Source organism: Streptomyces sp. NPDC051664 (assembly GCF_044453545.1).
Lineage (GTDB): Bacteria > Actinomycetota > Actinomycetes > Streptomycetales > Streptomycetaceae > Streptomyces.
The window spans coordinates 1-13,692 of the sequence record NZ_JBITCU010000012.1 but is presented as its reverse complement, the minus strand read 5'-3'; the positions used below and the strand labels follow the sequence as shown (position 1 = coordinate 13,692).

The 13,692-nt window shown below is 70.7% G+C and carries 13 protein-coding genes; 11 read left to right on the top strand and 2 right to left on the bottom strand.

Annotated elements, in window-relative coordinates; translation table 11 throughout:
* The first annotated feature begins 41 nt into the window (after positions 1-41).
* Positions 42-1,877, top strand: coding sequence for a hypothetical protein (locus ACIA8E_RS22495; protein WP_399300976.1), 1,836 nt, complete (start codon positions 42-44; stop codon positions 1,875-1,877).
* Positions 1,878-1,910: 33 nt separating this feature from the next.
* On the opposite strand, the gene ACIA8E_RS22490 is transcribed toward ACIA8E_RS22495, so the two are convergent.
* Positions 1,911-2,780: a hypothetical protein gene (locus ACIA8E_RS22490; RefSeq protein ID WP_399300974.1), complete on the bottom strand. Its 870-nt coding sequence runs from the start codon at positions 2,778-2,780 to the stop codon at positions 1,911-1,913.
* Between the two features lie 40 nt (positions 2,781-2,820).
* Between ACIA8E_RS22490 and ACIA8E_RS22485 the strand changes: the two genes are divergently transcribed.
* The 9 genes from ACIA8E_RS22485 to proC all read left to right on the top strand — a co-directional run bounded on the left by ACIA8E_RS22485 (position 2,821) and on the right by proC (position 11,591).
* Positions 2,821-3,768 carry a Ppx/GppA family phosphatase gene (locus ACIA8E_RS22485; protein ID WP_399300972.1) on the top strand — a complete coding sequence of 316 codons (948 nt, stop codon included), beginning with the start codon at positions 2,821-2,823 and terminating at the stop codon, positions 3,766-3,768.
* Between the two features lie 297 nt (positions 3,769-4,065).
* Positions 4,066-4,893, top strand: a complete 828-nt coding sequence (locus ACIA8E_RS22480) for a sugar phosphate isomerase/epimerase family protein (RefSeq protein ID WP_399300970.1) — start codon at positions 4,066-4,068, stop codon at positions 4,891-4,893.
* A complete protein-coding gene (locus ACIA8E_RS22475; protein ID WP_399300968.1) occupies positions 4,890-5,531 on the top strand; it encodes a TetR family transcriptional regulator in 642 nt (213 codons plus the stop codon). Before ACIA8E_RS22480 ends, ACIA8E_RS22475 begins: the two co-directional genes overlap by 4 nt.
* A gap of 169 nt (positions 5,532-5,700) precedes the next feature.
* A complete protein-coding gene (ilvD, locus tag ACIA8E_RS22470; protein ID WP_399300966.1) occupies positions 5,701-7,551 on the top strand; it encodes a dihydroxy-acid dehydratase in 1,851 nt (616 codons plus the stop codon).
* A gap of 134 nt (positions 7,552-7,685) precedes the next feature.
* Positions 7,686-8,222: a hypothetical protein gene (locus ACIA8E_RS22465; RefSeq protein WP_399300965.1), complete on the top strand. Its 537-nt coding sequence runs from the start codon at positions 7,686-7,688 to the stop codon at positions 8,220-8,222.
* A gap of 24 nt (positions 8,223-8,246) precedes the next feature.
* Positions 8,247-9,011 carry a class I SAM-dependent methyltransferase gene (locus ACIA8E_RS22460; RefSeq protein ID WP_399300963.1) on the top strand — a complete coding sequence of 255 codons (765 nt, stop codon included), beginning with the start codon at positions 8,247-8,249 and terminating at the stop codon, positions 9,009-9,011.
* 102 nt (positions 9,012-9,113) lie between these two features.
* Positions 9,114-9,881, top strand: a complete 768-nt coding sequence (locus tag ACIA8E_RS22455; protein WP_399300961.1) for an ABC transporter ATP-binding protein — start codon at positions 9,114-9,116, stop codon at positions 9,879-9,881.
* Positions 9,878-10,705 (top strand): ABC transporter permease, encoded by an 828-nt coding sequence (locus tag ACIA8E_RS22450; RefSeq protein ID WP_399300959.1) that lies wholly within the window; start codon positions 9,878-9,880, stop codon positions 10,703-10,705. Before ACIA8E_RS22455 ends, ACIA8E_RS22450 begins: the two co-directional genes overlap by 4 nt.
* Positions 10,706-10,781: 76 nt before the next feature.
* Positions 10,782-11,591 carry a pyrroline-5-carboxylate reductase gene (gene proC / locus ACIA8E_RS22445; protein WP_399300957.1) on the top strand — a complete coding sequence of 270 codons (810 nt, stop codon included), beginning with the start codon at positions 10,782-10,784 and terminating at the stop codon, positions 11,589-11,591.
* Between the two features lie 3 nt (positions 11,592-11,594).
* On the opposite strand, the gene ACIA8E_RS22440 is transcribed toward proC, so the two are convergent.
* Complete coding sequence (locus ACIA8E_RS22440) at positions 11,595-12,182, bottom strand: cysteine hydrolase family protein (RefSeq protein WP_399300955.1); 588 nt, start codon at positions 12,180-12,182, stop codon at positions 11,595-11,597.
* A 74-nt stretch (positions 12,183-12,256) separates the two neighbouring features.
* On the opposite strand from ACIA8E_RS22440, the gene ACIA8E_RS22435 reads away from it, so the two are divergent.
* On the top strand, positions 12,257-13,273 hold the full coding sequence (locus ACIA8E_RS22435; protein ID WP_399300953.1) for a GlxA family transcriptional regulator: 1,017 nt from the start codon (positions 12,257-12,259) through the stop codon (positions 13,271-13,273).
* The last annotated feature ends 419 nt before the right edge of the window (positions 13,274-13,692 follow it).

Genomic DNA, 13,692 nt, shown 5'->3' with positions numbered 1-13,692 from the left:
CCTGTCCCCTTTCAAGGGATACGTTCACCCGTAAGGGTTAAATGTGCGAAAGGGGTGCCAGGGCCATGCTCTGCCTTGCTTACGGTCGCAAGGTGACGAGCAGCAGGCTGCAGACCCCCAGGCACTCCACCGGCGCACACCGGGCGCAGCGCCGTGCGCCCCAGGCGTCGCCGGAGCGAGCGCCCGCCCGTTCCGAGGCGTATCTCGACGGCCTGTTCACCTACTGCCTCTCCGTGCTCTGCGATCACGACGGAGCCATCGAGGCGCTGGGCGCGGTACTCGCCATTGCGGAACGGCAGGACGGGCGGAGCCCCGGGGGGGAGGAGGAACGTAAAACCTGGCTGTACGCGCTGGCCAGGTGGACGTGCCTGCGCAAGCTCGCGGAGCAGAAGAGCCAAACGCAGAACCGGGGCCGGCAGGCGCACCGCCAGCAGGCGGCCGGGCGGCCGGGCGGTACGACCGCGGCCGCCCAGGGGGCGCGCTCACAAATCTGTGTGCCCCCCGACGCCACCGCCCTCGCCGCAGATGCCACGGACGCCTCCGAGACCGCCGCGGCAGCCGAAGCGCACCGCCGCGAACTCGCGCAGCTCGCCTGGCCCGAGGCCGCCGGCACCACGCCCGAACAGCGCGAAGCGCTCGAACTGGCCGTACGCCACCGCCTCGCCCCGCGCGCCGTCGCCTCCGTCCTCGGCCTCGACCCCGCGACCGCCCGTGAGCTCCTGGCCGCCGCGGCCTGCGAAGTGGAACGCACCCGGGCCGCCCTCGCCGTCGTCGAAACCGGCAACTGTCCCACCGTCGCCCGGCTCTTCGGCGACCACCGCGTCCTGCTCTCCGCCGCCCTGCGCAGCGAGCTCGTCCGCCACGTCGACGACTGTCCCCGATGCCGCCGCGTCGCCGAGCGGGCGGGCGCCGAAGGCCCCTGGCCGGGCGCGTCCGTCAGCCCGGGTGCCGCACTTCCGGTCGTCGAGGCCCCGCGGCCCTCCGCGTACGTGGCGATGGTCCATGCCCAGAGGAATCGGTCCGCCACTCCGCGCTTCGACCGGACGGGCTTCCCGATGGACCCGAAGGACCACGCCGCGCGCCGGGACCGGCTGCGGGCGAGAGTCGTGACGACGACGTTGGTGGCGACGGTCGTCGCCGCCCCGGTGATCGCGCTGTGGTCCGCCTACCGGGGCGCGCCGCTGACCGGCGAGGGGCACGAGGGCTCCTCGGTCACCGCGACCGAGAAGGACGGCCCGAGCGAGTTCGGCGGCGACCCGTACGACCGCTACCAGAACGCGGGCAATGCCAGCCCCGACCCCGGCTCCCGTTTCAAGGACGGCAGTCGTACGCCGGATGTCTCCGCAGAAGTCATCAGCTCCGGGACGGGGCAGCACGGCCCCGGCCGGCTCGCCGTCACGGCCCGCTCGTCCGGCGACACCACGCTGATCACACTGACCGCCTCAGGCGCTGCCCCCGTGGCCTGGACGGCACGGGCGGATGCGCCCTGGCTCCGCCTCGGCAGGCACTCCGGAACCCTCGCCGCGGGGGAGAGCGTCACGATCCGCGCTTACGTGGACCATGCGCGGGAACCGGCCGGGGCCTGGAGCGCGAGCATCAGTCTCGCCCCGTCGGGCTCGACAGTGCTGGTCCGCGGGCACAGAGCGGCGCCGGCCCCGTCCGGCGGCCCGACCGGCCCCACCAAGCCGCCCCACTCGGGCCACCCGTCCGTCCCACCGTCGACCTCGCCCGGCCCGAGCCACCCGACGGACCCCACACCGTCACCGACGGCCCCGGAACCGTCCCCGGATCCGTCGAACCCGTCCACCCCCTCCGACCCGTCCCCTGACCCCTCCGCCCCGGGGACAAGCACGAGCGCCCCGGCGCCGACGGGCTGACAGGACGGCTTCAGCCCGTCTCCCCGGCCTCGGTCAGGACCTCGCAGGCCCGGACGGCTGCACCGGAGGATCCGCAGGATGCGGCGCCATGGGCAGCAGCGAGGACAACCGCTCCTCGCACAGCTCGACCAGCCGCTCGTACCCCTCCTTGCCCATGAGCTCGGTGAGCTCGGGCCGGTAGGACACATAGACCGGCTCCCCGGCGCCGTGCGCCGATGTCGCCGACGTGCACCACCAGTGCAGATCGTGACCGCCCGGACCCCAGCCCCGGCGGTCGTACTCGCCGATCGAGACCTGGAGCACGCGTGTGTCGTCGGGTCGGTCGATCCAGTCGTACGTACGCCGGATCGGCAGCTGCCAGCACACGTCCGGCTTGGTCTCCAGGGGCTCCTTGCCCTCCCGGAGCGCCAGGATGTGCAGCGAACAGCCTGCTCCCGCCGCGAACCCGGGCCGGTTCTGGAAGATGCAGGATCCCTTCCAGCGGCGCGTCTGGCGTTCCCCGTCGTCGTCGACCTCGACCCAGCCCGTCTCCGTACCGACGTCATGGAACTGCCACAGCTCCGGGGTCAGCCGGGAGACATGATCCGCCACCCGCTTCTCGTCGTCCTCGTCCGAGAAGTGCGCGCCCAGCGTGCAGCACCCGTCGTCCGCACGGCCCGCCTGGATGCCCTGACAGCCACTGCCGAAGATGCAGGTCCACCTGGAGGTCAGCCAGGTCAGGTCGCAGCGGAAGATCTGTTCGTCGTCCGCGGGGTCGGGGAACTCGACCCAGGCACGTGCGAAGTCGATCCCCTTCTCGTCTTCGGACCGGTCCGGTCCGCTCACTTCCGGCTGCTGCATCTCCTGCTTCATTCTCTGCTTCTTAGTGACTTTGTCCGGCTTCGCCTTTTTCGTCTTTGGCACGGGCCAAGGGTAAGTCCGCGAGAGCAGTAGCGTGCCGGGTATGAGACTCGGAGTCCTCGACGTGGGGTCGAACACGGTTCATCTGCTGGTGGTGGACGCGCACCCCGGCGCCCGCCCGCTGCCCGCGCATTCACACAAGGCGGAGCTGCGCCTGGCCGAACTGCTGGACGCGGACGGGGCGATCGGACCCGCCGGCGTGGACCGGCTTGTCACGACGGTCGCAGATGCGCTGCAGGCCGCCGAGGACAAGGGTTGCGAGGACGTGCTGCCGTTCGCCACGTCCGCGGTACGGGAAGCGAGCAACGCCGACCAGGTGCTGGCCCGGGTACGGGAAGAGACCGGCATCGACCTCGCTGTCCTCACCGGCGAGGAGGAGGCACGGCTCACCTTCCTCGCCGCCCGCCGCTGGTTCGGCTGGTCGGCCGGGAAGCTGCTGGTCCTGGACATCGGTGGCGGCTCGCTGGAGATCGGTTTCGGCATCGACGAGGAGCCCCACACCGCGGTGTCGCTGCCGCTGGGGGCCGGACGCCTCACCTCCGGCTGGCTGCCGGGCGATCCGCCGGACCCGGTGGAGGTGAAGGCGCTGCGCCGCCATGTGCGGGCCCAGATCGCCCGTACGGTCGGCGAATTCAGCCGCTTCGGCCGTCCTGACCATGTCGTAGCGACCTCCAAGACGTTCAAGCAGCTCGCCAGGATCGCGGGCGCCGCGCGCTCCGCGGAGGGCCTGTACGTAGAGCGCACCCTGAGCCGCAAGGCGCTGGAGGAGTGGGTGCCGAAGCTGGCGGCGATGACCGCCGACCAGCGCGGGCGTCTGCCCGGGGTCTCCGAGGGGCGGGCGGCGCAGCTGCTGGCCGGGGCGCTGGTCGCCGAGGGGGCGATGGACCTCTTCGGGGTGGAGGAGTTGGAGATCTGCCCGTGGGCGCTGCGCGAGGGAGTCATCCTGCGCCGCCTGGACCACCTCCCGACGGCGTCCGCGGCCCTGAACTGACCCACGCCATCCACCTCACCCAGCCACCCACCCGGCGCACCGGACGGCGCGAAAGAGCCACAGGAAGCCGTCCGGAAGCCGCCACGGAAGAGGTCCCGGAGCCGCGGAAGCCGTTCGCAGACAACCGGAAACAGGTCGGCGCCGACCGAAACCGTCCGGCGCCGGCCGAAAGCCGCTCGCAACCGACCGGAGGCCGGGCCGGGGGTCGATCGGGAGCACGCGGAGCCGACCATGGCCCTGATCACTTTCCGCCTCGGCCCCTCGGTGGCGCGCACAGCCGCCCCGTACCCTGTCTCCGTGGCAGAACCAGTGGTGCGCATCCCGGATGCGAAGGTCGCCCTGTCGACGGCCTCCGTCTATCCGGAGTCGACGGCGACGGCCTTCGAGATCGCCGCGCGTCTGGGCTACGACGGTGTCGAGATCATGGTCTGGACCGACCCCGTCAGCCAGGACATCGAGGCGCTGCGACGGCTCTCGGACTATCACCAGGTGCCGATCCTCGCCGTTCACGCGCCCTGCCTGCTGATCACGCAGCGGGTCTGGTCCACCGATCCATGGGTGAAGCTCCAGCGGGCCCGGGCGGCCGCGGAGAAGCTCGGAGCGTCGACGGTCGTCGTCCATCCGCCGTTCCGCTGGCAGCGGCAGTACGCGCGCGATTTCGTCAGCGGTATCTGGCGTATGGCGGACGAGACGGACGTGCGGTTCGCTGTCGAGAACATGTACCCGTGGCGGTACCGGGACCGCGAGCTGCTTGCGTACGCCCCCGACTGGGACGTCACCAACGACGACTACCGTCATTTCACCGTCGACCTCTCGCACACCGCGACCGCCCGCACCGACGGCATGGCCATGGTCGAGCGGATGGGCGACCGGCTCGCCCACATCCACCTGGCCGACGGCAAGGGCTCCAACAAGGACGAGCACCTGGTGCCCGGCCGCGGTGACCAGCCCTGCGCCGAACTGCTGGAACGGCTGGCCCGTACCGGCTTCGACGGCCATGTGGTCATCGAGGTCAATACCCGCCGCGCCATGTCCGCCGCCGAACGTGAGGCCGACCTGGCGGAGGCGCTGGCCTTCACCCGGCTCCACCTGGCGTCCGCGACGGCGCAGGCACCGCGCCCATGACCACCGACGGGGGTCCTGTCCCGCACGGCCCCGCCGAACGTCCCAAACGCCGCGGCCGCCCCGCCCGTACGGCCGAAACCACCGGCCCCGGCGCCCGCGAACGCATCCTGGAGGCGGCCCGTACCGAGTTCGCCGAACGCGGCTACGACAAGACGTCGATCAGGGGCATTGCCAAGAGGGCAGCAGTCGACGCCGCGCTCGTGCACCACTACTACGGTACGAAGGACGAGGTCTTCGCGGCGGCGATCGAGGTCTCCTTCGAACCCGCGCTGGTGATCCCGGCCATCCTCAGCGGCGGCACGGACGGCCTGGGGGAGCGGCTGGCCCGCTACTTCATCGGTGTATGGGAGAACCCCGCGTCCCGAGCCCCCTTGCTGGCGATCATGCGGTCCGCGCTGACACACGAGGCGGCGGCCAAGGTGCTGCGCGGCTTTGTGCTGCGGCGGCTGCTGGAACGGATCGCGGAGGCACTGGACGTACCGGACGCGACGTTCCGCGCGGAGCTGGCCGCCTCGCACATGATCGGGATCGCGATGCTGCGGTACGTGATCAAGGCGGAGCCGCTGGCCTCGGCGGAGCCGGAGAAGATCGTCGCGATGGTCGCACCGACGCTGCAGCGCTATCTGACGCAGGCCTGACCGATCTTCCGGGCGTCATCGCCCGGCCCGTCCGGCATCCAGGCGCCGGTGGCTGGGCGTCCCGCTCGCACAGCGAGCAGGCCATCCCGCATTCCGGACAGAGTGTCCAGATCTTGGAGCCGAGGCGTACCCTCGGAGGGAGTCATATCTGTCGAAGGAGCGAGCGACGATGCCCCAGCTGAGGTCCCGCACTGTCACCCACGGCCGCAACATGGCGGGCGCCCGCGCCCTTATGCGGGCCTCGGGCGTAGCGAGCGAGGACATCGGCAAGCCGATCATTGCGGTCGCCAACTCCTTCACCGAGTTCGTCCCCGGCCACACCCATCTCGCGCCGGTGGGCAGGATCGTCTCCGATGCCATCAAGGCCGCGGGCGCGGTGCCTCGCGAGTTCAACACCATCGCCGTCGACGACGGCATCGCGATGGGCCACGCGGGGATGCTCTACTCGCTCCCCTCCCGCGACCTGATCGCCGACTCCGTCGAGTACATGGTCGAGGCGCACTGCGCGGACGCGCTGATCTGCATCTCCAACTGCGACAAGATCACGCCCGGCATGCTGATGGCCGCGATGCGTCTGAACATCCCGACGGTCTTTGTCTCCGGTGGCCCGATGGAGGCCGGCCGGGCCACCCTCGTCGACGGCACGGTCCGCAAGCTCGACCTGATCAACGCGATCAGCGACGCGGTCAACGAGAGCGTCTCGGACGAGGACATCCTCCGTATCGAGGAGAACGCCTGTCCCACCTGCGGCAGTTGTTCCGGCATGTTCACCGCCAACTCGATGAACTGTCTGACCGAGGTCCTCGGTCTCTCCCTCCCCGGCAACGGCTCCGTCCTCGCCACGCACACCGCCCGCAAGGCGCTGTACGAGGAGGCCGGCCGTACGGTCGTCGAGATCACCAAGCGCTACTACGAGCAGGACGACGCAACGGTCCTGCCGCGCTCCATCGGCACCCGCGCCGCTTTCGACAACGCCATGGCGCTGGACATCGCCATGGGCGGCTCCACCAACACGATCCTGCACCTGCTCGCCGCCGCTCAGGAGGCCGAGCTGGCCTACGACCTCGACGACATCAACGAGGTCTCGCGCCGCGTCCCCTGCCTGTCGAAGGTCGCGCCCAACGTGGCCCCCGGCGGCACGTACTACATGGAGGACGTCCACCGGGCCGGCGGCATCCCCGCCATCCTCGGTGAGCTCCACCGCGCCGGCCTGCTCGACGAGGACGTGCACTCGGTGCACTCCGCCACTCTCGCCGAGTGGCTGAAGAACTGGGACGTCCGCGGCGGCTCTCCGTCCCCCGAAGCCGTCGAGCTGTGGCACGCGGCCCCCGGCTGCGTCCGTTCCGCGACCGCCTTCTCGCAGTCCGAGCGCTGGGAGACCCTCGACCTGGACGCGGCGGGCGGCTGCATCCGCGACCTGGAGCACGCGTACTCCAAGGACGGTGGCCTCGCGGTCCTCAAGGGGAATCTCGCCGAGGACGGCTGCGTGGTGAAGACGGCGGGCGTTGACGAGTCGATCTGGACCTTCGAGGGCCCGGCGGTCGTCTGCGAGTCGCAGGAGGAGGCCGTCGACAAGATCCTCCGCAAGGAGATCAAGGAGGGCGACGTCGTCGTCATCCGTTACGAGGGCCCGCGCGGCGGCCCCGGCATGCAGGAGATGCTCTACCCCACCTCGTTCCTCAAGGGCCGCGGCCTCGGCAAGAGCTGCGCCCTGGTGACCGACGGTCGCTTCTCCGGCGGTACGTCGGGTCTGTCGATCGGCCACGCGTCGCCGGAGGCGGCATCGGGCGGCACGATCGCGCTCGTCGAGGACGGCGACCGGATCAGGATCGACATCCCGAACCGGTCGATCGAGCTCCTCGTCCCCGAGGCCGAGCTGACCGCCCGCCGTGAGGCGCTGAACGGCGTGTACGCGCCGAAGAGCCGCGAGCGCAAGGTCTCGGCGGCGCTGCGGGCGTACGCGGCGATGGCGACAAGCGCGGACCGCGGCGCGGTACGCGACGTCTCCAAGCTCGGCTGACACACGCACACACCCCCGACCTCTTTCGGCCCCCGGCGACCCAGTGGTCGCCGGGGGCCGAGGCACACCCGCTGCGGGCGGCCCCCGCACGGGGGCAGTGCCGCCGCAGCTACGGCCCGGGGATAATCGACCTCGTGAGCGAGAACAGCGAAGCACCCAGCGGCCCGGAGCCCGGATCCACCGCTCCCGGCCCGCAGCCCGAGCCCATCCGCTTCTTCGGTACGACCTGGCTCGAGCACGACGGTCAGTACGGGCTCCGCCGCGTCGGCGTCGCCCTCGGCTCCCTCGCCGCGGCCGTCGCTTCCTGCTTCGTGCTCCGCTTCGCCTACCAGGGCCTGGAGATCGCCGATGTCGGCAGCCTCGTCGGCATCCTGGTCGTCCTGATGTTCGCCGTCTGCAGCGCCGTCGCCTTCCGCAAGACCTGGGAAGGATTCAGCCACCGCCCCGCCGACCAGGCCCGTGAGGACAACCTGCGCGGTCTCAAGACGATCGGCTTCGTCGGCTCGCTGCTCGCGTACTTCTTCCGCTCGTTCCTGGAGGCGCCGGGCGAGAAGCTGCGACGTACGGAGTACGAGACGGCCGTCGCCCGGTATGCGAAGCGCCGCTCGACGAAGACCGGGAACCCGGCGGGCCGCAAGACGTCGAAGGCCAGGAAACCTCGGCGCAAGTAGCCCCACCCGGGCGACGATGGTCCCGTGCCTCACACGGACCCGCCCACGCCCCGTCCCCGCGCCCTCTCCTTCGACCGCGCCGCCGCCCAGTACGCTGCGGCCCGGCCCGGCTACCCGCCCGCCCTCTTCACCACGGTCGAAGAGCTCACCCGTCACCCCCTGCGCGGCGCCCGCACCCTCGACATCGGGGCCGGCACCGGTATTTCCACCCGTCTCCTCCACGACCGGGGCGCCCACGTCACGGCCGTCGAGCCGGGCCCCGGCATGGCGGCGGAACTCCACCGGTCGCTCCCGCAGATCCCCATCGTGCGCGGTGACGGCAACCGCCTCCCCTTCGCCACCGCCTCGGCCGATCTGATCACGTACGCCCAGTCCTGGCACTGGACCGACCAGGCCCTCGCCACCCCCGAGGCCCTCCGCGTCCTGCGCCCGGGTGGCTCCCTTGCGCTCTGGTGGAACGTCTCCGACCATTCCGTTCCTTGGATCGCGGAGCAGGACGCCCGCCTCCGCCACTTCTTCGGTGCCGACGAGGGCGCCCACGGTTCGCCCGTCCGCTCCCGCGACCTGCCGGCCGGGCTCGGCTTCGTACACCGCACGGTGCCGTGGACCCGCCGGGTCCCGCTCGACACCCACCTCGCCAACCTCGGCAGCCACTCCGCGTTCCTCGTCCTCGGTGAGGAACCCGCCCGCCGGTTCCTCACCGAGGAGCGCGTCCGCCTCGCGGAGCTCTTCCCTGACGGCGCGGTCGAGGAGAGCTACGTGGTCGACCTCAGCGTGGCAACGCGCTGACCGTCATGCCGAAGCGGAGGCTCCGCCCGTCCCCTGCACCCCCCGCGCCCGTATCGCCAGGTCCCTTGACGCGCGGGCGCCACGGGGACCAAAATTCATCGCATGATGAATTCTTCGGGCGTCGCCATCGAGGCCCGCGGCCTCACCGTCGTACGAGGCGATCGAACCGTCCTGCGCGGCCTCGACTTCACCGTCGAACCGGGCAGGATCACCGGCCTCCTCGGCCCCTCGGGCTGCGGAAAGACCACCCTGATGCGAGCTGTCGTCGGCACCCAGGCCAAGGTCACCGGAACCCTCGACGTCCTCGGCACTCCTGCGGGCCACCCCACCCTCCGCCCGCGCATCGGGTACGTCACCCAGGCGCCGTCGGTCTACACCGACCTCAGCGTCCGGCAGAACCTCGACTACTTCGCGGCCATCCTCCAGCCGGGCCGCAGCCACCGGGAGGCCCGCCGGGCCACCGTCACCCGGGCCATCGCCGATGTCGACCTGACCAGCCACGCGGACGCTCTCGCCGGAACTCTGTCCGGCGGCCAGCTCACCCGCGTCTCCCTCGCCGCCGCCCTGCTCGGCACCCCCGAACTCCTGATCCTCGACGAACCGACGGTCGGGCTCGACCCGGTACTCCGTCGCGATCTGTGGAACCTCTTCCACAGCCTCGCCGCCGACCACGGCACCACGCTCCTCGTCTCGTCCCACGTCATGGATGAGGCCGAGCGCTGCCACCGCCTGCTCCTCATGCGTGAGGGCGAGATCCTCGCCGACGGCACCCCCGAGGCGCTGCGCACCGACGCCCGCACCGCCACCGTCGAAGAAGCCTTCCTCCACCTGGTCGACGAGGCTGCCACCCGTCAGGAGAACGCCCGATGAGCTCGACGAACACGCCGCAGCAAGCCGCCGCCACTCCGCAGGCAGCCACCGACTCCCACCCCCACGCGCAGCCGGGGCCCCAGGCCCTCAGCCCCGCCCGCACCCTCGCCACCGCTGCCCGCGTCCTGCGCCAGCTGACCCACGACCCGCGTACCGTCGCGCTGCTGCTCCTCATCCCGGTCGTGATGATCACGCTGCTGCGGTACGTCTTCGACGGCAGCCCGCGCACGTTCGACGCGATCGGAGCCTCGCTGCTCGGCATCTTCCCGCTGATCACAATGTTCCTGGTGACGTCGATCGCCACCCTCCGCGAACGCACCTCGGGCACCCTGGAACGCCTCCTCGCCATGCCGCTGGGCAAGGGTGATCTGATCGCCGGTTACGCCCTCGCGTTCGGCGCCGTCGCGATTCTCCAGTCGCTCCTGGCCACCGCGCTCTCGGTCTGGGTGCTCGGCCTCGACGTGGTCGGCTCCCCCTGGCTGCTGCTCCTCGTCGCCCTGCTCGACGCCCTGCTCGGCACGGCACTCGGCCTGTTCGTCTCCGCCTTCGCCGCATCCGAGTTCCAGGCCGTCCAGTTCATGCCGGCCGTGATCTTCCCGCAGCTCCTGCTCTGCGGCCTGTTCATCGCACGCGACCAGATGGCGCCCGTCCTCGAAGCCATCTCGAACGTCCTGCCCATGTCCTACGCGGTCGACGGCATGAACGAAGTCCTCCACCACACCGACATCACCGGCAACTTCGTCCGTGACGTCCTGATCGTGGCGGGCTGCGCCCTCCTCGTCCTCACCCTCGGCGCAGCCACCCTCCGACGCCGCACCGCCTGATGTCCCGGTGCGAGGATGGCGGCGACGACGTACCACCAGAACCGCGTACCACCGCACCGTCCGGAGGGTGAACCGCATGACCCAGACAGTCGCAGTCCTCGGCACCGGCAAGATCGGCGAGGCTCTGCTCAGCGGCATGATCCGGGCGGGCTGGCGCCCCGCCGACCTGTTGGTCACCGCCCGCCGCTCCGAGCGTGCCAAGGAACTCCGCACCCGCTACGGCGTCGAGGCCGTCACCAACGCCGAGGCCGCCAAGCGCGCCGACATCCTCATCCTCGCCGTCAAGCCCCAGGACATGGGCCGGCTCCTCGAGGAGCTCACCCCTCACGTCACCGCCGACCGCCTGGTCATCAGCGCCGCCGCCGGCATCACGACCGGCTTCATCGAGGACCGCCTCGCTGCGAGGACTCCGGTCGTACGTGTCATGCCGAACACCCCCGTCCTCGTGGACGAGGGCATGTCCGTCATCTCCGCGGGCAGTCACGCCACCACCGACCACCTCGCCGCCGCCGAGGCGATCTTCGGCGGCGTCGGCAAGACCCTTCGTGTCCCCGAGTCCCAGCAGGACGCGGCGACCGCGCTCTCCGGATCGGGACCCGCGTACTTCTACTTCCTCGTCGAGGCGATGACCGACGCGGGCATTCTGCTCGGCCTGCCGCGCGCCCAGGCCCACGACCTGATCGTGCAGGCCGCCATCGGCGCCGCGGTGATGCTCCGCGACAGCGGCGAACACCCGGTCAAGCTCCGCGAAGCCGTCACCAGCCCGGCAGGCACCACCATCAGCGCCATCCGCGAGCTGGAGAACCACGGCGTACGGGCCGCCCTGATCGCCGCCCTCGAAGCAGCCCGCGACCGCAGCCGCGAGCTGGCCTCGGGCAACGGCTGACCCTCACTTCCCCGCGGCCGCCACCAGATCCGCGCTCGGCACGACCTTCGCGAACCCACCGCTGTGCAGCGTCACAGCGGTGGCCCGCGCCAGCTGGTCCGCGCTCAGTTCCCACCCCCACGGCCCGATCGCGTCGAACGTGTACGTCGCATCGAACGCGAAGAACACCTCGTACCCGAGGTTCCCGCCCATTCGCGCCGTCGTCTCCGCGCACATATTGGTCTGGATCCCAGCCACCACGATCTGCCGTACTCCGGCCTCGTTCAGCCAGGCCCCCAGATCGGGCGTCCCGTAGAAGGCAGAATTGACCGTCTTCCTCAGAAACAGCTCGGGCCCACCGCCCTTCCCCCGCCGCTCCTCGACGTATCCCTTGAACGCGTTCCCCGAGTATCCGGGCCGCAGTGGTGAATCCGGCTTCGTCGAGTCATGCCGTACGAATACGACGGGGCGCCCGCTCTCCTGCCACGCATCGATCAGCTCGGCGATGTTGCGATCCGCCTCGGGATTGTTCCGCGGCCCCCAGTACCCCACCTCCTCGAAGCCTTCCTGCACGTCCACCACGACCAGCGCTGTGTTCTCCGCAATCTCCATGGGAACGATGCTGCCGCCTCGAACCCGTATCGCCCAGAGGTCGAAAAGTCATCGATCGATGCTTTACTGCCACCATGGCGCTCCGATACGCACCCACCCCCGCCCGCATCGCCCTTGTCGCGTTCCCCGGCGTCCGGGCGTTCGACGTCTCGGTCATCACCGAGGTCTGGGGTGTGGACCGCACCGACCGCGGCGTCCCGCCCTTCGACCTGCGCCGCATCGCCGCCGACCCGGCCCCCGTTCCCCTGCGCGGTGGCCTCTCCCTCACCCCGGACCGCACCCTCGCCTGGCTGAATCGCGCCGACCTGATCGTCGTCCCCGGCCTCGACGACCATCTGACACCCGCCCCCGCCCCGGTCCTGGAAGCCCTCCGCCGCGCCCACGCCCGCTCCACCCCGATCGCCGCGCTCTGCGGCGGCGCATTCACCCTCGCCCAGGCGGGCCTCCTCGACGGCCGCCGGGCCGTCACCCACTGGAACCTCACCGACCTCCTCCGCACCCACCACCCCCGCGTGACGGTCGTCCCGGATGCGCTGTTCCTCCACGACGACAACATCTGGACGTCAGCGGGCACCGCGGCCGGAATCGACCTCTGCCTCCATCTCGTCCGGACCACCCATGGCGCCGAGGCCGCAGCAGCGATCGCACGTTCGATGGTCACGGCCCCGTTCCGCACCGGAACCCAGGCCCAATTCATCGAGCACCCCACCCCGCACACCGACCGGGATGCCGACACCCTCGCCGCGGTACGGGCCTACGCCCTGACCCACCTGGCCGAACCGCACACGGTGGCCGGCCTCGCCGCCCGCGCCGGCATGTCCCCCCGCTCCTTCGCCCGCCATTTCCAGGCGACCACGGGCACCACCCCCCTGCGCTGGCTGATCACTCAGCGCATCGCCGCAGCTCAAAAGCTTCTGGAACGCACCGACCTCCCGCTCCCCGAGGTGGCCCGCCGTACGGGCTTCGGCAGCGAGATCACGATGCGCCAGCACTTCGCCACCCACCTGGCCACCAGTCCCCGCGACTACCGCCTGGCCTTCCAGCACACCCCGGACCAACGGGGGGTTGACATGGCCCGCCCGCATCCGTAATGTGCTCCGAGTTGTCCGACGTGAGTGCCGACCCCGGTCGGTCCCCGGACAACCATTCCGCAGTAACCACAACGAGCGAGCGACGCCTGTCGCCCAGCTCTCTGTGCGCATTTGCGAAATGAAGAATCCGCGTTCGAAGGAGCGCGACCCCGATTAGCGTCGGGGCGCAGGATTCGCTAAAGTCTCACTCGTCGGAACGGCCCAACAGCCGGGAAGACAAGCCCCGCTGACTGGGAATCAGGCCCGAAAGGATCTGATAGAGTCGGACTCGCCGGAAAGGGAAACGCGAAAGCGAGAACCTGGAAAGCGGAACCCGCTTCGACCGGGAATCGGACACGAAAGAGTCTGATAGAGTCGGAAACGCAAGACCGAAGGGAAAAGCCCGGAGGAAAGCCCGAGAGGGTGAGTACAAAGGAAGC